We start from the raw sequence: 19,274 nt of genomic DNA on the forward strand, positions 1-19,274 counted from the left end.
CTTCCCTCCTACCGCAGCCACTTTATGGCTTTTATATCCGTTCCATTTTCCGCGTCCGAATGCAATTCAAATTGATCCATCAGACGCTTTACTCCAGGCAGGCCCGCTCCGAGGCCGCCTGAGGTTGAAAAACCGTCTTCCATCACTTTTTTGATGTCAGCGATTCCCGGCCCCTCATCCTCCGCTATGATTTTCAACCCCTTTTTTCCTTCTTGCTGAACCTGTTCGATGCAGATTCGGCCTTTTCCGGCATACAAATAAATATTGCGTGCCAGTTCTGAGATGGCTGTCGTGATTCTGGCCTGGTCCACTGTGCCGAACCCCAGTTCTTTTGCGACATTTCGCCCGAGCTGTCTGGCGGCCACTATGTCCCATTCTGTCAAAATCTTCACACAGGATTGGTCTGCCATACTTATTCCCCCAATTCCCGCTGCAATGTCTCGAGCCCCTTTTCGAGATCGAGCGCCGTCTCGATCTCATCCAAAGAAATGCCGAGTTCAATCAATGTCACCGCAACAGCCGGCTGGATGCCAGTCAGAACGACTTTGGCGCCCATCAGTTTTGACATTGAAATGACATCGCCAAGTACTTTGGCGATGAATGAATCGATGATGTCCACTGAAGTCAGATCGATCACCACTCCGTTCGAACCGGTTTCATATATTTTGTTCAGCAGGTCCTCTTGGAATTTCAGAGCGGTTTGGTCATCGAGCTCCACTTGAATGGATACCAATAAACAGTTATACAGCTTCAAAATTGGAATGTTAGGTATCCTCAAAACTTATTCCTCCAATGAAACAATTTTTCTGTCTGTCATTTCTAATGCGGTTTGAATTCCTTTTTGCAGGGTATTTTTTGTAATAACCTGAGTTAAATCGATTCCCAAATTCACAATCGTCTGCGCGATTTCCGGGCGGATTCCAACGAGCAGGCATTTAGCGCCGACCAGTCTGACGGCTTCGGAAGCCTGGATGATGTGGTGTGCGACCATCGTATCGACGACAGGCACGCCCGTAATGTCAATAAGAACGACTTCAGACCGGTGTTTGACGACGCCGCTCAGCAGGTTTTCCATAATCTTTTTGGCCCGCTCCGTATCGATCGTGCCGACGAGCGGCATCACCGTAATATTTTCAAAGACCGGGATCAGCGGTGCCGAAAGCTCCTGTAATGCAACCTTTTGCAGAGCAACGGTTTTCTCCCAGGAGATCGCATACTGATTCAAGATTTCGCTGTTGATCGGTTCAATAAATCTATCGATTTCCCAAATTAGATCATAGCACTGCTGATCTTCCGGGACATCCTTATTCATTTCATAGTACAGATGCTTCCAAAAAGCTGATAACCCCGACGACAGAAGCTTCAGCGGAACGCCAAGCTGTACGGCTTTTGAAGAAAACTGGTAGATGGTGTCGATCGATTTTTCATTCCCGTCCCCGGACTCATTCATGAGAATATGAATGTATTCATTGCTGATCGTCTCATACATGTGTTCAGTCAGCTTCACATTTGTCATGTTGCTGTTTAAGTCTTTCAGAATATCCGCCAAATTCCCGGCGAGTACATTTTGGTGTTCTGAGATAAATTTTAACACCGCTTGATTCGACATGTTCATCCCCCTAACTACATCTCATAACATTTTTTGGACTAACAGTTCCATTATATCGTTTGTTATTTTTGAACACAAAAAAAGTTGCTCTTTCGCCTCGAGCAACTTTCATCCATATTAAAAATCAATGAGTGCCAAACTGATTTGTAAGGCTTCGTTGACCTTTTCCATCATTTCATCATCGAGATGGGTGATTTTGTCCGTTAATCGTTGCTTATCAATCGTCCGAATTTGTTCGAGCAATATAACGGAGTCTCTTTCAAAACCGTAGCGTTTCGCATCAATTTCGACGTGGGTAGGTAATTTTGCTTTCTGTATTTGGGCTGTTATGGCTGCAACAATAGCAGTTGGGCTGAAGCGATTGCCGATGTTGTTTTGAATCACTAAAACCGGGCGCACCCCGCCTTGTTCTGAGCCAACAACAGGAGATAGGTCAGCAAAATAAACATCGCCGCGTTTAACAATCAAATGATTATCCTCCGCTTACTAAGCGCTCTACTGTGTTTTCAGCCTCATACTCTGCAAATTGAGCCTCAGAAGAGATGTTCAAATTGATCTTGGCCATCTCCATATAACCGCGTCTCATCGATTCCCGAATTTGTCGATTTTTGCGCTCGCGCAAATACATTTTTGTGGCTTGGTAAATCAGTTCATTTCTGCTCCCGTTATCTTGCATGACGACACCATCCAGTTCTGATACTAAAGCTTCTGGCAAGCGAATCAATATTTCAGTTGTTGCGCTGGATTCAGACAAAAACATACACCTCCACCAAACTTACGGATACAACACTCTATCCATTCCATCCATAATGATATCATTATTCTTTTCGCAAGCAAAGTTGTTTTTCCGCTAATTCATCAATTTTCAGGATTGATCAGGCAAGATCGGATTCCTTATTTCCATTATACTCCCATTTTCCAAAAACATACGGGGCACCCTTGAACTTATCATACAGGTAATTTCATAATTGATCGTCTGCAAATTTTGGGCGATTTCGTCGACTGAAATCCATTCGTCTTGTTGCTTCCCGATCAAGGTAACCTTTGTGCCGACAGGGTATTCTTCGGCAAGGGAAATCATGAACTGGTCCATGCAGATTCTCCCTGCTATTTTTTGGCGTTTTCCGTCGATCAGCACTTCCGTTCCGGCCAGGCGCCTCAGCCATCCGTCAGCATATCCGACGGGGACTGTCCCGATCCATTCGTCGCGCTCAGCCGTATATGTCGCACCGTAGCTGACGCTCTCGCCCTTTTTGATTTTTTTCACATGGGTGAGTTCGGTATGAAGCGAAAACACTTCCCGCAAACGAAACGGCAGCTCGTCTTTTATTTCGGTAGACGGCGCCAAACCGTACATGCCGATGCCGAAGCGGACGGCATTAAAGAGCTGTTCCCTGAAGCGCAGACCCGCGGCGCTGTTTGACGAATGCACCATTAAACGGTCAAGCGGGAGGGGGCTGATCAGCTCTTTAAAGCGGTCCAGCTGCATGTCGAAATAATCGGTGTCCTTTTCGTCCGCCGTCGCGAAATGAGTGAACACGCCCGTACAATTGAGTTTATCGCTCGCTTCGGTCATCTCCATCATTTCTTTGATCTCTTCTTCCGTTTTGCAGCCAAGGCGGCCCATGCCCGTGTCGATCTTCAAATGATATTCAAGAGGAGCTTCGGTCTCTTCCAGAAAACCGAGCACGTCTTTCAGCCAGCCGGCGGAGTAGCCCGTCACGATAATGCGCTTTTCCGCGGCAATGCTTGCATATTCGGGCGGCACTGCACCGAGGACAAGAATCGATTCTTCAATCCCCTGTGCTCTCAGCGAAAGCGCTTCATCCAGTAAAGCCACAGCAAGAATGGACGCCCCTTCTGCAAGAGCCGCCTTCGCTACCTGTGCATCTCCGTGTCCGTAGGCATTCGCTTTAACGACGGCCATCAAGTGGACATGCTCGCCGATGTGCCGCTTCATATTGCGCACGTTTTCTTTTAAAGCCGTTAAATCGATTTCGGCCCATGTCTTTCGATAGAATGGTTTTAAGCTCATCATGACACTTCCTGTTCCTTGTTTCAATCGTCCTTCCCATCATACTAAAAAGTTCGGAGAAAGGGAAATTTTGTACGGGATCAGCAGCCCTGAACAAAAGAAAAATTGCTGGCACGCTATACATTTTACGGAAAAGCTGTCGAAAACATACGCTTGCGTCGCAAATATAAAAACAGCCTGCTTTCCGGCTCCGGGCGGAAAACAAGCTGCTGGATACGGCACAGTCTATTTTGAAGACTGGCCCTGCATGCTTTTTGCAACCATCAGAAGTTCATCTTGAGAAAGATCTTCTGATGAGATGAAATAATCGACTCCGTCATATGTCCATGACAACGATTTATCCGTCAGTGCGCCGACCGTGAAACCGAGGTCAACCGGCTCACCGTTCATGGATACGGAAGTGGACGTTTTGGCGACGCGGGCTTTTTCCTGAATCAATGTAAAGGATTTTTCACCGCCGTAAGTGATGACGATTCGTTTGCCGTCTTCAGTCGCCATTTCTTTTTCCTCAAGCTTTTTCACGCCCTGAGGCACATCAAGCGGCGTTTTGACGGCGAAAGAGTCTGACACGTCAGCGCTTGTCGCTACGTCAATTTGAGACAGCGTCATATTTTTCTTTTCATCAAACGAGTCTTTATCGAGCGGCTTATCGAATTCAAAGCTTGTAAACTCAACCTTTACCATCGGTTTGCGGTCCGTATCCATCACTTTAACCGATGAAGGAGCCATGGTCTTTTTATGGAAAACGATTTCCTGGGTCGGCAGCATCTGATTATGCTGATAATTCGTTTTCGTTTCAAAAATGTATTTTGAATCCTTTGCGGAAAAAGAAGCTTCCCCATCATTTTTGACATCCTTTACGAGCGATTCGAATAAGTATACTTGGCTGCTGTTGTTGGGCCAGTCGCTGTGAAAGCGGAAGCTTTTATTGAGCGACGGAGTCAACACAAACACGCCGTTTTCATTGCGCAAGATCACCTGGCTCTGGTCTTTTTTCGGGTTTTCCAAATAGACCCGGTAAAGAGAAGGTTTTTTATGCCAGATTTCCACGTTGTACTCCTGCGGTTCATTTCCCGTTTCAATCGTCATTTTCGCTTTTGCCTTATAGGACGTGTATTCTTTTGCCTTCTTGTCGAGCCCCGTCACAACATCTTCTTGCGATTTTTGGCCGCAGGCAGAAAGCATAAGGATTACAAGCAGCCCCGTTAAAAGCAAAACAAAGCTTTTTCTCACCTTTTTTCAACCCCTTTTTAATCATTGATGTAAAAAGGAAGAAACCGCTTGTTCGACTTTAACGGTACGCCATAAGAACAGGGCCGGCTGTATCGGCATGCGTACCATAAAAGCCTGCAACGACTCGTCTCCCTTATTGCACTACCCAATATATGAGCGTGTCTCAGACAATATGCAGACTAGCATGACAACCTTTCAAAATCATTTTTCTCCTCCGTACTAATCGCCGCTGCCCGGTCATAAACGTGTTACTATATATGTACGAGATCATTGTAAAGGGGCTTAAATCATAAGCATGTTTATCAGAACAGAAAATTTTCAGACGTTTATCAGGCTCTATCCGGTTACATCCGCCATACTGGCCCTGCAGCTTGCCATTTGGATTCTATTTTTAATTCCGTTTACAGCCGTACAGATGTGGTCTGATTTATTGATTGGCTTTAACTGGGGGATAGCGAATGGAGAATGGTGGAGGTTTGTAACGCCGATCTTTATTCACGCCGGATTCGGCCACTTGCTCTTTAATTCGATGTCGATCTTCTTATTTGCCCCCGGGCTGGAACGAATGCTCGGAAAGCTCAAGTTTCTCATCGTTTATATCGGATCAGGAGTGATCGGCAATATCGGCACGTATTTCATCGAACCGCTGGAGTATATGCATGTCGGCGCTTCGGGAGCGATATTCGGCTTGTTCGGCGTGTACCTGTACATCGTGCTGTTTCGAAAAGAGCTGATGGGGAGCGCCAATTCCCAAATCATCGTCACCATCCTCGCCATTTCGGTTTTGATGACGTTTGTCAACCAAAATATCAATATCATGGCGCACATCTTCGGACTGCTGGGCGGACTCGCCTTAGCTCCTCCGCTGTTAAACAAAAGAGTGAACGGCTTTTAACCGTTCACTCTTTTTTCATAAGAATACCATGCAAAAATATCGTCCGAATCCTTCTCTTCGACATCAGCCACCGAAAACTTCTCCATTAAAACAGACGATTTTGTTGATGTATGAATCGAAACAAGCTGTTTTCTGCGCTGAAAATACGAGCGACTGACTTCGAAAACCTGCATGCGCCTGCGCTGAATGACAGCGGTAGTTCTGCCGATGAAGCGCGATGACATGATAATTTTGCTGCCGCTGATCTTCCAACCGGCATCACGGTATGATAAATAGCCGATAATCCAGTAAAAAGGAATCAATACAGCGGACAAATAGCCCCAGGGCGGAAACAGAATGGAAAGCGGAACGACGGCGAGAATCGGCCAGGATGCGCGCAGGATATAGCGGCGCAGTGCGCGTTTCGGCAAGCGGTTCAAATCGTCTTCAGGCGCATAATCCGGAATGAATTCGCCGAGTCGCTGATTGATCATTTTTTTGCTGATAATCGGAAATAAGATGGCTGATTTATCTTCTTCCAAAACGTTTCCGCCTGCGCTGACGATCGTGACGGCTGCAAGTCCAAAAGGCTGCCTGATCAGACTCTCCTTGATTTTAATCGCTTGAATCCGCTGCAGGGGAATTGTGATTTGATGCTTTTCAATCAGCCCTCTGGAAATGACGATTTCCTTCTCTTTACGCACGACTGTAAAATTCGCGTATTTCAAAAGCATCCCGCCGATGCTGAGAAGCCATGCGATGAAAAGGGCAACAAAGGCGGCCAATGCAATGACAGTGGCTCCCGCGCTGTTCAAAAACGCAAAGCGGTCATACAGCCAATCCAAATCAAAGAAATCATCGACTTGAGTAAAAAAAGCGAATACCCCTGAAATAATAACACCGATGCCGCTCGATGTGGAAGCGGCAGTCAAGAGCTCCTGCCCGGTCATTTTGTACATCATAATCGGCTCTTCTGCTGTTTCCTCCGCCTCTTCAGCAGTCTCTTCCAGCAGATCCGTGACATCGGCTCCCGCCTCTTCCGCCGCTTTTTTTCTTTCGAAAAGCGCTTGCTGAATACGTTCGGCTTCAGCCTGGGTAATGGCGACCAAGGAAACTTCCGCTTCCGTTCCTCCGCTTGCCGTTTCAACTTGAAGCTTCACAAGCTTGAACATTTGCTGAATGAGGCCTGCGCTCGTGTTGATCGTTTGAATCCGTTCGATCGGAATATACCTTTTTTTCTTATTGATCAGGCCTTCCTCTATTCGCAATTCATCCTCTTCGATACGGTATGTAAATTTGCTCCACTTGATGATGCTCGTCACGACCAAAGCAATGAAAAACAGCACGGCCGCAGCGATCGCTATCATTTTGACTGTGTGCGATTGATTTAAAAAGATCACCACGCCAAATGGAATGATAAAATTTTTAACGGTCTCAACAAGTCCTTTGATAAAGTTGAGAATGACGGCGGCGGGGTGCATGCGTCTCGGTTCAGACATCATCTTCAGTCACCCTTGCCAGCCTGGAAATGGAGTCCCTGAGCTGATCGGCCTCTTCAACATCCAAAGCGGGAATGGAATGGGTCGTCGCGGCTGTTGAAATTTGTACGGAGGCGAGGTTATATTTTCTGAGGATGGGGCCCTGCGATGTATCAACATGCTGGACTCTGACCATCGGAACGATCACGCGGGTCACCACAAAGATGCCGTGCTGAATATCGATTTCATTCTCATGGACTTCGTAGCGCCAGATTCTGTGGCGGATATTCGGAATCATGATAATGATAACAAATGAAATCCCCAGCCAAACGGCTCCTGATAAAATGCCGATCCATACCGGCCACTTAAATATCACCCCGGCGGCAATCAGGCCTGCTGCAGCCAGCATGAGTACGAATGATGTGATACAAGCTGTGATTCTCCAGACTTTTACGCCATCACGGCTGATTTGATTTTTCGGCTCACTTCTCAAAACTCGATTCCCCCAATCTAGTTCTATTTACGGTCTTCAGGCTGAAAATGTTTCATTTAAAGACTTTCGTTTTTAAAAAAAGGCGAATCCGTAAAAAAGGATCCGCCTTTTGCTTATGAATTATATGATTTTTTTTGGCGTCTGTCATTCGAAGAACGCTTTTTATCATAAGATGAACGATTGTTCTTTCCTCTGTAGCCGCCGCCGTCTCTGCGTTTTGATGAACGGTGGTGGTGATTTTTGTTTCGCTTCGTTCTGAGCGGAGCCTCTTCCGTCAAACGGACAGGCGTGTTGTCCGGCTCTTTAGTCATCATTTTAATGGCAGCTGCAACAACTGTCACAGAATCATGGTCTTCCAATAATTCCGCTGCAGCCGTCATATAGAAGTTCAGGTTATTTTCCTCAATGATCGTCCGAAGGCGGTCAACCGTCACCTGCTGCTGTCCTTCAATGGCCTCATCGAGAGTCGGCGCTTTCATGCGGTCCATTTTGCGTTTTGTCGTCTGCTCGATGGCGCGCAGCATATCTTTTTCACGCGGTGTAATGAAGGTCATCGCCATTCCTGTTTTGCCCGCGCGTCCCGTTCTTCCGATGCGGTGAACATAGCTCTCAGGATCTTGCGGCACATCGAAGTTGTAGACGTGCGTTACACCTGAAATATCAAGGCCGCGCGCTGCAACGTCTGTCGCAACGAGCACTTCAATTGCGCCTTGCTTAAATTTACGGAGTGCAACCATCCGCTTCGCCTGAGTTAAATCGCCGTGGATTCCTTCAGCTGTATAACCGCGCAGATTAAGCGCTTCTGTCAGCTCATCGACGCGGCGTTTTGTCCGGCCGAAGACAATCGCAAGTTCCGGAGACTGGATGTCAAGCAGACGTGTCAGCGTATCAAACTTTTTGCGCTCATGAACTTCAAGGTAGAACTGCTGGATGTTTGATACTGTCATTTCTTTCGCTTTCACTTTGACGTGCTCCGGGTTGGTCATGAAACGTTCTGCAATCCGCTTAATCGGAGCAGGCATTGTTGCAGAAAACAGCAATGTCTGGTGCTCAGCAGGCACATTGGAAAGGATGGATTCGATATCTTCGATGAATCCCATGTTCAGCATTTCATCCGCTTCATCAAGTACAACGGTATTCACGTTTTGAAGACGCATTGTGCGGCGGTTGATATGGTCAAGCAGACGGCCAGGTGTTCCGACGATAATATGAGGGTTTTTCTTGAGCGCGCGAATCTGGCGTCCGATATCTTGTCCTCCGTAAATCGGCAGCACGCGAGCGCGTTTATCCTGTCCAATTTTATATAGCTCTTCAGAAACTTGAATGGCTAGTTCACGAGTAGGTGCGATAACAATGGCTTGAATGTTAGGAGACTCGGGGTTGATTTTCTCAACAAGGGGGATGCCAAATGCAGCCGTTTTTCCTGTTCCCGTTTGCGCTTGTCCGATCACATCTTTATTTGCAAGGCCGAGTGGAATCGTTTGTGCCTGAATCGGTGTTGCCTCTTCAAATCCCATACGCTTGATCGCTTTTGTGAGATCAGAACTTAATTGAAAATCTTGAAACGTTATTGTCAATGTATTCAAACTCCTTCTGCTTACTGTTTCAGTAATCGTGTTTTATCAATAAAAACTGCCCTTTGTGCAAAGGACAGGTCCATACTTATGCAAAGCCCGAATTACTTTACATGTTATATTACCATTCCGTTATACGTTTTTCAACAAGATGAGAATGAGCGGTGTGCTCTCTTGCCGGTTCGGCAGTCTCCTACGGACCTCGGGCGAAGCCGTCCGGCATCGAAACATAAAGCCCGCCCGAGGGCGTCTTTTACACATTGTAACACAGGCTTGTGCGGCTTTCGACAGCATACGCTCATTTTTTCCCTGCCAGCATCCCAGATTATTTTTTGCAGATTGCCGTTCAATTATTTATTTTTTTATGGATTCAATCGGCGTTTTTTTGAGAAACGCCTCAACGGTTTGAAATAGGATTGCGGAGTTTTCTTCAAGGCAGACATGATGCTTGGATTCCGGCAAGAGGCACAGCTCTTTTTCTTCGGAAGGTATGGTTTCATACAAGTAATACGCGCTTGACAGCGGCACGATGGAATCACACTCCCCCTGAACAATGAGCACAGGGATCCGGAGGTTTTTCAAAGCAGGCTTTGTCATCTTGACGAGCTTGCGAAACTGAAATGCTGATGACACCGGGGTGCTTGTCAGCTTTTGTTTGTACCTTTTGTAAAGCAGATTATCCTCAAGCTTGCCTTGCAGAGAATCTTTGATCACATTCTTCAAATCCTGGATCAGCTGTCCCGGACTGATGTACTGGGCGGCCGCACTCAACAGGACAAGGCGGCTGACCGGATATTTTCCGGCTAAATAGGCGGCAATCATCCCGCCCATTGAAAATCCGATTAAAAATACCGTATCACAGGTTTTCAGCAAGCGGACGAGCTCCACTTCAGCACAAGCGATCCATTCCTGAAAACAGACGCCTTTTAAAACCGGAATCTCTCCGTGCCCGGGCAGCGTGATCATTTCGACTTGCCAATCTGCCGTTTGTTTTAAATGAGAAGCCAGCGGTTCCAATTCATACGGTGCTCCGGTAAATCCGTGAATGCATAAACATCCTATCATGACCATTCACCCGTTTTCTTTTACTGATGATCACATAAAACAACGACTTTATGATTCAATGTTCCCTTACAAATCTTTTATAACATCCTCAAGGCGCATGCCTCTGGACGCTTTGATGAGGATCAAATCCCCTGTATTCGCTTTGTCTTTCAATATCTTTTTCAAACTGTCTTTGTCTTCCGGGTTGAATTGAAGGACGCGGTGTTCCGGGAAATGTTTAAGCGCCCCTTTTGCAATATATGCACCTAGTTCTCCGTACGTAAATAAAAAGTCGATCGAGTCCGGGTTGACTGCCTGCCCGATGTCTTCATGAAACACTTTTTCTCCTTCGCCGAGCTCCAGCATGTCGCCGAGAACGAGAATTTTCTTACCGTATCCCTTCATCTGTTCGACAAGCTCGATCGCCGCTTTCATTGATGTCGGACTTGCATTATAGGCGTCATTAATGATCGCAACGCCGTCCGGCGTCTTCACAAGCTCAAGCCGCATTCCGGTCACTTTCAGTTTAGTCAGCCCTTCTGCAATGTGAGCCCGGCTGACATTCAGAAGATCTCCGGCCGCAATCGCAGCTAAAGCGTTTTTCACATTATGCTTGCCGAGCACCGGGATGAAGAACCGGTTTTCGATACCTCTGACGAGGAATGCTGTGCCCTCTTCCGTCTGTGTCATATCCTCAAGCTGATAATCGAAAGCCGGATCCTCTCCAAACGTTTTTGTATCGTAAGGCGGGTGCTTCAGCCTTTCGGTGAGCAGCGGTTCATCTCCGACATAAATGAGTGTGCCTTCTTTTGAAAGCCCATTGACAATTTCGAGCTTTGCCTCTGCAATTCCTTCTCTTGATCCGAGTTCAAGGAGGTGTGATTCACCGATGTTTGTAATGACAGCGATATCAGGGTGCGCCAGACGAGTAAGAAAATCGATTTCTCCTTTGGCACTCATCCCCATCTCCAAAATGGCGATTTCTGTGTCTTCGGGCATCGCCAGAATCGTCAGGGGAAGGCCGATGTGGTTATTGTAGTTTCCTTCTGTCTTATGCACTTTATACTCAGTCCCCAAGACAGCATGAATCATGTCTTTTGTCGTCGTTTTCCCGTTTGAACCGGTCACTCCGACGACTTTTACGTCCAGCTGATGCCTGTATGCTTTCGCAAGCTTCTGCAGCGCTTCCAGCGTATCGTCAACTAAAATGACCGGCTTCCCTTCCGGAGGATTCGGTTCGCTCCGGTTCCATAGCACGGCCGCGATGCCTTCCTGAAAAGCCTGCTCTGCAAAAACGTGTCCGTTGAACCGCTCGCCTGCAAGCGGAATAAACAGTTGGTCTTTCGCCAGTTTTCTCGAATCGGTTGAGACGCCCTTGACAAGACGCTCTTCAAAAGCTTCATTCGTCAAAACGCCTCCCGACATTTCAGCAATTTCTTTTACCGTTCTAGTTATCATGTATGTCCCTCTCTTTCTCCAGCAAGGAAAAGAGACACTACCACAAATAAGGATAGTGTCTGCAGCTGTATCTAAGGGCGAACCGCCTGCCGCGCCTTTCTCTATGAAAGCTCCCCGGATTCGGCCCGCTCCGTCCCGTTAAAATGTATGTTTGATCTGCTGTTTTTCTTCGTGGCGCTCGATTGCCAAAGCGACAAGCTTTTCAATCAGTTCAGCATACTCAACCCCTGATTGCTTCCAGAGAAGCGGAAACATGCTGAACGGGGTGAATCCCGGCATCGTATTGACTTCATTGATCAGGACCCTGCCTTCATTTGTAAGGAAAAAGTCCGCTCTCACAAGGCCTGAGCCGTCAATTGCCTGAAACGCTTTGACCGCCATGATGCGCATTGTTTCGTATTCATCTTCTGTCAGGGAAGCCGGAATAATCAAATCGGTATCGCCGTCTTCGTATTTTGCTTTATAATCATAAAAATCTTTCTTCGGAGCGATTTCCCCTGCGACTGAGCAGACAGGTTCATCATTCCCAAGAACGCCGAGTTCTATTTCCCGTCCGATGACGCCTTCTTCAACGACAATTTTCCGGTCATATTGGAATGCAAGTTCAAAGGCTTGGTCAAGCTCTTCACGGTTTCTGCATTTGCTGATCCCGACGCTTGATCCAAGGTTAGCCGGTTTTACGAAGCATGGATAACCAAGTTTCGCTTCCACTTGATCATAGCTTTCTTCTTTAGACTGACTCCAGGTTTTTTTCACGAATGAAACGTATTTCGCCTGGTCAAGACCTGCCTGTGCAAACAGATGCTTCATGACAACTTTATCCATGCCCGCAGAGGAAGCCAAGACTCCGTTGCCCACATACGGCACATTCAGCAGTTCAAGCATGCCTTGAATAGTGCCGTCTTCTCCATTCGGTCCGTGCAAAAGCGGGAAAACAACATCGATCGAGTCTTCTTTTACATCAGCTTCGCCTGGAAACATATCGCGGTTCAACACAGCCGGAGAAAATGTCTGGCCCGTCTGTTCAAATTGTAGCATTTTCACATTTGAAACGGGTTCTGTCAGTTGCGGCCCTCTCACCCACTCGCCTTTTTCTGTTATATAAATCGGGTGTATATCAAATTTTTCAGTATCTAATGCTTTCGTGACGGCCAGCGCGGTTTGCAGAGAAACGTTATGCTCCGCTGATTTTCCGCCGTATACCAATCCTAATCTTGTCTTCAATTCGTACTCCCCCCACTGGATTCATCTTTACTATCTTATCACTTTCCCGGGAAAATGATCTAATTATTTTAATACGGTCTAAAAACAGCATATAAAAAGCATTTGTATGTAAATCCTTTTCATTTTATATTAAAATGGCATTGAAAAGGAGAGGTTGCAATTGAAAAAAATCACAACAGAAGCGCAATTTAATGAACTGATCCAATCCGATAAAGAAATCATCGTCAAATTTTACGCTGACTGGTGCCCGGACTGCACACGCATGAACATGTTCATCGGAGATATTCTTGAGGCTTATCAGGAAAATGACTGGTATGAGCTGAATAAAGACGATCTTCCTGAGCTTGCCGACAAGTATCAGGTCATGGGCATTCCAAGCCTGTTGATTTTCAAAAACGGCGAAAAAACGGGTCACCTTCACAGCGCAAATGCCAAAACGCCTGAAGAAGTGAATGAATTCCTGGCTGAACATATTAGCTAATTCGTTTAAAGTCCAGATTTTTTGTCTGAACCGCAGGACATGGGAGCACCCCATGTCCTTTTTATACAAGACGAGACAACAGCAATATTTGTTTCATAAAAGAATGAGCTTTCATTAAAAATTCGACACGAGTATTTCCCGGGAAACGCAAAATGTCGAAATTTCGTAAAAAGTTCTTGATTCGTTTTTTATATTCAGGTAGAATGTTTTTTGTTCCTATTTTGCAATTATTTTTTCTAGTTGTGAAGCCCTTGTCGGCTTCTTTTTTTTATATATCATTCTGGATAATAATTCATATTTTTCAATTTTGTTCAATATCCTTTTAAGGATGTCTCTTTACATCCGGTGATACTGTTTAGTATAATACACATAATTGATAATGATTATCAATATCACTAATGGTTGACGAGGTGATCACATGGCCCCTCAATTAAAGAAAGCGGTGGAAATGAGAAAAAAACAACTCATTCAGCGGCTTATCCAGCTTGGCATATATAAAAAAGAAGAGCGCCACCTTTACGAATTATCTTTAAGCGAACTTGAAAGCGAATACCAATCCATCAAGAAAGGCGGATGATCATGTCAAAACGGAAGATTAAAACCTTTCATCAGCTTGTCGAAGAATATAAAAAAGAAATCGCCAAGAACCCGAAAGAAATGGAAGTCATTTATGACAAGATCGACCGCAGACACGAGAACCGCCTTTTGGCCATTTCAAAAGCAAAACAAACATAAAAAAGAAGCCGCTCATTTTGAACGGCTTCTTTTTTATTTCGCTGAAACTATTCGCTGAATGCAATTCCTGCAAGTTTGCTGATTGTTGCATCATCCATCGGCGGGTTGTGGAGGCCCGCCCGGACATCGCGATAGAATCTTTGGAGCGGGTTCGTTCTCGCCAGGCTCTTCGCTCCGACGACTCTCATCGCCCTGTCTACGACAGCAATGGCCGTATTCGTTACCGTGTGCTTAACCGCTCCGAGCTCACCTGTCAAATGGGCGCGGCGTTCCGGGTCATCATAAAGCTCTGCGACATGATACATAAAGTGGCGGGCTTTCATGAGTTCCAGATCGATTTCGCCGATATGGCGCTGAACGGCAGGCACTTCTTTGATCGGACCTTTCAAGCTGTTCGGCTGATAGTCTTTTGCAAATTGGACGGCATAATCTCTCGCCGCTTGTGCGATCCCTAAATATACAGCCGGTATATGAAGCAGCCAGCCGTTTATTTTATCCGTTCTTTTACCTGCTAACAGTTCAACAAGCATGGATTCGTCGAGACGGACATCGGTCAGCACCAAATCGTGGCTTCCCGTGCCCCTCATCGCCGCCATATCCCACGTTTCCTCTATTGCCAAGCCTTCCGCATCTTTATGGATCAAGAAAACGCCGATCGTTTGCTTCTCTTCAATCCAAGCGGTGACAAGAAAGTAGTCGAGAACCGGAGACATCGTTGTGAATGTTTTACGACCGTTTACAATCCAGCCGCCGTTCTTTTTGACTGCATGGGTTCCGGGGCGTCCTCCTCTTGTCGGACTGCCCGTCTGTGCTTCACTTGCAGCTCTGTTGATCAGCGCGCCCTTTAATGCTTCATGTGAAATCGATGAAAACACATGCCGGTCCCAGCTGTTTCCTTCTGCCAGTTCTCCCATCACGCTTAAATGCCAGCCGATGCTGAGAGCCGTCGGTCCGTCTCCTTTGGCAAGCCGTTCCTGAAATAAAAGCATATCGTAGAGCGAAATGCCCTCTCCCCCGTAATCTTTTCCGACCGTCAGCGCCGTGTAGCCTGAATCCCGCAGCTTTTGAATATGTTCTGCGGGAAATTGGGCATGTTCGTCATAGTACGCTGCTGTTTTCTCAAATTCATCCGCCAGTTTTCCGATTTTACTGAGCCATTCCTGCTGCCTTTCCGTTTTCACAAATATTGAACACACACCGGCATCCTCCTGACCAAATTCCGATAGATTTAATAAGTATTATAGTTCGTTCACGGCTCGTTGTGCAAATGATAGCCTTGGCAAAACAAAAAAGCGCACCTTCAGCGAGGTGCGCTTTTGACTAAACGGCTTGACCGCCGCGGCCGTCAACCTTCATACCGAGATAAATCAGCATGTAGGTTAAGTAGCCCATCGTGATCGTGAGGCCGCCGAAGAAGAAATCGGAAAAAAGCGGTTCTTCATATGCGGCGATTCCGGCCAGCACGACCCAGCTTCCATAAAGATACGCCATAAAGAAGCGGACGCCGTTTTTCAATTTATATAACAGAAACAAACCTGCAAGCGAAAATAGTCCGAGCGCAAGTCTAAAATAGATGAGATGATCGAAGTTAAAGGCAAAAGAAACAAATGAAAATGACAACAGCAATACAATCGGCAATGCCGTAATAAATTTTTTCATAGATGTCTCATCCCCCATTCCCTTATCCTAAAATTATAATTGAGAATAGGAGATCCACACGGTAATTACGACATTTTTCACAAAAATGTCATTCCTTTTGTCACACTTTAGACAAACGATCTAGACTTTCATATCGCGTTTACAAAAGCTCCACCACGCCGCTCCGAGAAAAAACGCGAGATGGACAAAGACGATGAAGAGCGAGAACAAAGGCGTCATCCCGGCGAAAAGCGGCTTGGCTTCTCCGGCATATTGCGTTAAATCGGTATTGGCGAACAATAAAAATTTACCGAGCGGTTTTTCCAAATACGCCATCATCGTCACAAGCATTTTGGCGCCGTACAGCACGACAATCGACACCATGATGCTGAGCGCGCTGCTTTTGAACAATGCCGAGCATAAAAACGCAAATGTAACCATCATCCATACTTCAAACCACTGCGTCCCGATTATTTTCACCGTATTGATAAAGAGCGGCTGCGCTTTTTCGTCAAGCTTCACGCCGAAAAAGAGCAGACCGAATAATAAGGAAAATCCGTAGTAAATGATGAAAAGCCAAATGCTTGCGAGCACGCTCGTCACGTATTTGGAAACGAGAATTTTTTCTCTTCTGACAGGGCGGATCAGCAAAAATTTGATCGTCTTTTTGTCATATTCAAAGGATATAATTGAAGCCGCCACCACAATTGAAAGGCCCTGCAAGAGGATATTCAGGTTTGGGGCGAATGAAAAATAGCCGATAAAATGATCATCTGCCCCGGCGCCCATCAGGATTCTTTTGGTGATGAGGGCGAGGAGAAATTGAAAGACCACGATCAGCGCCAGCGATACAAATGTTACTTTGCGCTTCAGCAATTTAACATGCTCGTTTTGAATCAGTCTAAACATCAGCATTCCTCTCTTCCGTTCCATTCGTCCGCGCCATATATTCATCCTCAAGAGACTGCTTAAACGGAGCAATCGAATAGACGTCAATATCATTGGCGACAAGCTGTTGATTTAAAGCGGGAATTTCCGCTTTCGCCACCTTTACGGCAAGCAGGCCTTTTTCGGCGTGAGCTTCGTATCCCTGGTCTTTCAGCCACTGAAGCGCTTTGTCATGAGGCTGTACCTCCAGCATTGCCTTTTCCTGCTTTTCGTTTGCTTCATTAAGGACGACGGTTGATTTGATTTTCCCTTGTTGAAGGATGACGACCCGGTCGCACAAATCTTCCACTTCCTTCAGCAAGTGAGTCGCAAACAGGATCGCCGTTCCTTCTTCTTCGGCAAGCTCACGCAAGTGTTCACGGAAATCCTTCATTCCCGCCGGGTCCAATCCGTTTGTCGGCTCGTCCAAAATCAGCAGCTTCGGCCGGTGAAGAATCGCCTGAGCAATCCCGAGGCGTTGTTTCATTCCGAGCGAGTATGTTTTGACCTTGTCTTCTGCGGCATCTTCAAGGCCGACTCTGCTGATGACTTCCGCCAGTCTTTCCCGCCCGATTCCAGTGTGCATATTTGCATAGTGTTTCAGATTTTCATAGCCTGTCAGATATAGATAAAATTCAGGATTTTCAACGATGGCTCCGACGGACTGGATCGCTTTTTCAAATTGGCGGTCAATCGGAAAACCGTTTATGACAATTGATCCGCTCTTCATTTTGATTAAACCGGTGATCAATTTGATGAGGGTCGTTTTTCCCGACCCGTTCGGGCCAAGCAGGCCGATGATCTCCCCTTCATCCGCCGTTAAGCGGATATCTTTCAATATCGTTTTGCCGTCTATGACTTTATCAACATTTTCTATATGTAAAACAGGCTGCTTTGTCATAGCCCCCTCCTCTTTCCAAAAAAATAAACAGTGCCGAAAAGGCACTGTTTGATTATATCATTTTTGAGTTACACGGACACTTCACTATGAGGGGCTTCGATTTTGCCGTGTTTCTTTTCCGTCTCGGTGACGATGACTGCACATGCTGCATCGCCTGTTGTATTGACAGCCGTACGAATCATGTCCAGAAGTCGGTCAATTCCCAATATTAGCGCAATTCCTTCAACTGGAAGGCCAACTGTTTGAAGAACCATGGCGAGCAGAATCAGTCCGACACCCGGTACACCCGCTGTTCCGATGCTGGCAAGCACTGCCGTGAGAACGACCGTCAGCAGCTGTGTGAATGTCAGGTCATAACCGTACACCTGAGCGATAAAGACTGTTGCCACCCCTTGCATAATTGCCGTTCCGTCCATGTTGATCGTAGCTCCAAGCGGCTGAACAAAACTTGAAATCGGCTCTGGAACTTTCAGCTTTCTTTGAGCGACATCCATCGAAACCGGAAGCGTCGCGTTGCTGCTGGACGTACTGAAAGCAACAAGCATAACCTCTGAAAAATCTTTAAAGAATGTGAGCGGGTTCCGCTTTGCCAGAAACGCAATCGCTGCGCCGTATGTTGCAATGGCATGGATGAACAGCGCCAGAATGACGACGATCATATAAAGCCCCATTGCTTTAATGGCGTCCCAGCCTTGGCTTCCGATTGCCCCGGCAATCAAGCCGAACGTACCGTAAGGCGCGAACTTCATGACGAGATTGACCAGGTACATCATCAGATCGTTACCCTGTTCAACCACTTTGAGAAGAGCGTCCGCCTTTTTGCCGAGCATCGTAATTCCGAGACCGACTAAAATGGAGAAAGCAATGATTTGCAGCATATTTCCTTCAGCCATTGCCTGAACCGGGTTTGTCGGAATGATGTTCAAAAGCGTTTCGGCAATGCTTGGCGCCTTCTGTGCTGAATATTCCGCAGCGCTTGTATCATACGTTCCGATGGTTCCCGGTTTGATGACCAACGCTAAAACAAGTCCGATAATAATGGCAATTGCAGTTGTTACTAAAAAGAAAGAAATCGTTTTGGCACCGATTCTGCCCAGTTTCTTTGGATCTCCAAGTCCTGCTACCCCTAAAGTCAGAGAAAAGAAAACGATCGGTACAACGAGCATTTTAATTAAGTTAAGGAAGATCGTGCCGAGCGGCCCGAATAAAAATGTATTAAGCTTGCTGAATAAATCCGGTGAAGTGACGTTCAGTATAATACCGACGGCTGCACCGAGTAATAGAGCGATAATAATTTTTGTTGCTAACTTCATATAACATATCTCCCCTTTCCAAAAAAAGCCCATGAGAGATCTCCCATGGGCTTTTACCATTAAAATTGGTTCCACATGACTCTCTTCACGTTGATGAGGTTAGCTGACGGGTTCGGACGAAGAGATGTCCGTCTTTCGGTTCGCACGGGAACAGAAAAATTCACCCCAAATGATCGGGTCCCCCACTCCTACTAAAGGATTAAACGTGTGGCGCTATTTCGTTATATAACAGTTATACCTGAAAATTCGAAATATGT

At 46.3% G+C, this 19,274-nt stretch carries 22 protein-coding genes and 1 riboswitch; of the genes, 4 read left to right on the plus strand and 18 right to left on the minus strand.

Annotated elements, in window-relative coordinates; all coding sequences use genetic code 11:
- Window positions 1–8 precede the first annotated feature (8 nt).
- The 7 genes from BTA31_RS11640 to BTA31_RS11670 form a co-directional block, all read right to left on the minus strand.
- Entirely contained in the window at window positions 9–410 is a 402-nt protein-coding gene (locus BTA31_RS11640; protein ID WP_043926800.1) for an anti-sigma regulatory factor, read from the minus strand.
- A 2-nt stretch (window positions 411–412) separates the two neighbouring features.
- On the minus strand, window positions 413–778 hold the full coding sequence (locus BTA31_RS11645; RefSeq protein WP_043926799.1) for an STAS domain-containing protein: 366 nt from the start codon (window positions 776–778) through the stop codon (window positions 413–415).
- A gap of 3 nt (window positions 779–781) precedes the next feature.
- Window positions 782–1,609 carry an RsbT co-antagonist protein RsbRA gene (locus tag BTA31_RS11650; protein WP_076791703.1) on the minus strand — a complete coding sequence of 276 codons (828 nt, stop codon included), beginning with the start codon at window positions 1,607–1,609 and terminating at the stop codon, window positions 782–784.
- 117 nt (window positions 1,610–1,726) lie between these two features.
- Entirely contained in the window at window positions 1,727–2,077 is a 351-nt protein-coding gene (gene ndoA, locus BTA31_RS11655) for a type II toxin-antitoxin system endoribonuclease NdoA (protein WP_003179128.1), read from the minus strand.
- A gap of 4 nt (window positions 2,078–2,081) precedes the next feature.
- Entirely contained in the window at window positions 2,082–2,363 is a 282-nt protein-coding gene (locus BTA31_RS11660) for a CopG family ribbon-helix-helix protein (RefSeq protein ID WP_006638778.1), read from the minus strand.
- Window positions 2,364–2,474: 111 nt separating this feature from the next.
- On the minus strand, window positions 2,475–3,644 hold the full coding sequence (gene alr / locus BTA31_RS11665) for an alanine racemase (RefSeq protein WP_076791706.1): 1,170 nt from the start codon (window positions 3,642–3,644) through the stop codon (window positions 2,475–2,477).
- Between the two features lie 225 nt (window positions 3,645–3,869).
- The gene (locus BTA31_RS11670; protein WP_152847888.1) at window positions 3,870–4,829 is read right to left on the minus strand and encodes a LolA family protein; all 960 of its coding nucleotides are present in this window, start codon (window positions 4,827–4,829) and stop codon (window positions 3,870–3,872) included.
- Between the two features lie 343 nt (window positions 4,830–5,172).
- Between BTA31_RS11670 and BTA31_RS11675 the strand changes: the two genes are divergently transcribed.
- Window positions 5,173–5,772, plus strand: coding sequence for a rhomboid family intramembrane serine protease (locus BTA31_RS11675; RefSeq protein WP_043926794.1), 600 nt, complete (start codon window positions 5,173–5,175; stop codon window positions 5,770–5,772).
- Here the strand turns inward: BTA31_RS11675 and BTA31_RS11680 are convergent.
- From BTA31_RS11680 to BTA31_RS11705, 6 genes are all read right to left on the minus strand, one after another.
- Window positions 5,769–7,253, minus strand: a complete 1,485-nt coding sequence (locus BTA31_RS11680) for a PH domain-containing protein (protein WP_076791709.1) — start codon at window positions 7,251–7,253, stop codon at window positions 5,769–5,771. The two genes, BTA31_RS11675 and BTA31_RS11680, sit on opposite strands and share 4 nt — an antisense overlap.
- The gene (locus BTA31_RS11685; protein WP_076791711.1) at window positions 7,243–7,722 is read right to left on the minus strand and encodes a PH domain-containing protein; all 480 of its coding nucleotides are present in this window, start codon (window positions 7,720–7,722) and stop codon (window positions 7,243–7,245) included. The genes BTA31_RS11680 and BTA31_RS11685 overlap by 11 nt, the downstream gene beginning before the upstream one ends.
- Window positions 7,723–7,835: 113 nt before the next feature.
- A complete protein-coding gene (gene cshA, locus BTA31_RS11690; protein WP_043926791.1) occupies window positions 7,836–9,299 on the minus strand; it encodes a degradosome RNA helicase CshA in 1,464 nt (487 codons plus the stop codon).
- A gap of 351 nt (window positions 9,300–9,650) precedes the next feature.
- On the minus strand, window positions 9,651–10,361 hold the full coding sequence (locus BTA31_RS11695) for an alpha/beta hydrolase (protein WP_076791989.1): 711 nt from the start codon (window positions 10,359–10,361) through the stop codon (window positions 9,651–9,653).
- A gap of 66 nt (window positions 10,362–10,427) precedes the next feature.
- Window positions 10,428–11,798 carry a UDP-N-acetylmuramoyl-tripeptide--D-alanyl-D-alanine ligase gene (locus BTA31_RS11700; RefSeq protein WP_076791714.1) on the minus strand — a complete coding sequence of 457 codons (1,371 nt, stop codon included), beginning with the start codon at window positions 11,796–11,798 and terminating at the stop codon, window positions 10,428–10,430.
- A 138-nt stretch (window positions 11,799–11,936) separates the two neighbouring features.
- Complete coding sequence (locus BTA31_RS11705; protein ID WP_076791717.1) at window positions 11,937–13,022, minus strand: D-alanine--D-alanine ligase; 1,086 nt, start codon at window positions 13,020–13,022, stop codon at window positions 11,937–11,939.
- Window positions 13,023–13,182: 160 nt separating this feature from the next.
- Between BTA31_RS11705 and BTA31_RS11710 the strand changes: the two genes are divergently transcribed.
- From BTA31_RS11710 to fbpB, 3 genes are all read left to right on the plus strand, one after another.
- Window positions 13,183–13,503 (plus strand): thioredoxin family protein, encoded by a 321-nt coding sequence (locus tag BTA31_RS11710; protein WP_003179104.1) that lies wholly within the window; start codon window positions 13,183–13,185, stop codon window positions 13,501–13,503.
- Window positions 13,504–13,921: 418 nt separating this feature from the next.
- Window positions 13,922–14,080 (plus strand): Fur-regulated basic protein FbpA, encoded by a 159-nt coding sequence (fbpA, locus tag BTA31_RS11715; RefSeq protein WP_003179102.1) that lies wholly within the window; start codon window positions 13,922–13,924, stop codon window positions 14,078–14,080.
- A gap of 2 nt (window positions 14,081–14,082) precedes the next feature.
- Window positions 14,083–14,238, plus strand: a complete 156-nt coding sequence (gene fbpB / locus BTA31_RS11720; protein WP_003179099.1) for a Fur-regulated basic protein FbpB — start codon at window positions 14,083–14,085, stop codon at window positions 14,236–14,238.
- 47 nt (window positions 14,239–14,285) lie between these two features.
- Here fbpB and BTA31_RS11725 read toward each other — a convergent pair whose 3' ends face one another.
- The 5 genes from BTA31_RS11725 to BTA31_RS11745 all read right to left on the minus strand — a co-directional run bounded on the left by BTA31_RS11725 (window position 14,286) and on the right by BTA31_RS11745 (window position 19,017).
- Window positions 14,286–15,434 (minus strand): acyl-CoA dehydrogenase family protein, encoded by a 1,149-nt coding sequence (locus BTA31_RS11725; protein WP_076791719.1) that lies wholly within the window; start codon window positions 15,432–15,434, stop codon window positions 14,286–14,288.
- A 124-nt stretch (window positions 15,435–15,558) separates the two neighbouring features.
- Window positions 15,559–15,897 carry a hypothetical protein gene (locus tag BTA31_RS11730; protein ID WP_076791722.1) on the minus strand — a complete coding sequence of 113 codons (339 nt, stop codon included), beginning with the start codon at window positions 15,895–15,897 and terminating at the stop codon, window positions 15,559–15,561.
- Window positions 15,898–16,017: 120 nt separating this feature from the next.
- Entirely contained in the window at window positions 16,018–16,785 is a 768-nt protein-coding gene (locus tag BTA31_RS11735) for an ABC transporter permease (protein ID WP_076791724.1), read from the minus strand.
- Complete coding sequence (locus BTA31_RS11740) at window positions 16,778–17,704, minus strand: ABC transporter ATP-binding protein (RefSeq protein ID WP_076791727.1); 927 nt, start codon at window positions 17,702–17,704, stop codon at window positions 16,778–16,780. Before BTA31_RS11740 ends, BTA31_RS11735 begins: the two co-directional genes overlap by 8 nt.
- Window positions 17,705–17,772: 68 nt before the next feature.
- The gene (locus tag BTA31_RS11745) at window positions 17,773–19,017 is read right to left on the minus strand and encodes a dicarboxylate/amino acid:cation symporter (protein ID WP_043926727.1); all 1,245 of its coding nucleotides are present in this window, start codon (window positions 19,015–19,017) and stop codon (window positions 17,773–17,775) included.
- Window positions 19,018–19,091: 74 nt separating this feature from the next.
- Window positions 19,092–19,233: riboswitch (cyclic di-AMP (ydaO/yuaA leader) on the minus strand.
- Between the last annotated feature and the right edge of the window lie 41 nt (window positions 19,234–19,274).

Source organism: Bacillus haynesii (assembly GCF_001969855.1).
Lineage (GTDB): Bacteria > Bacillota > Bacilli > Bacillales > Bacillaceae > Bacillus > Bacillus haynesii.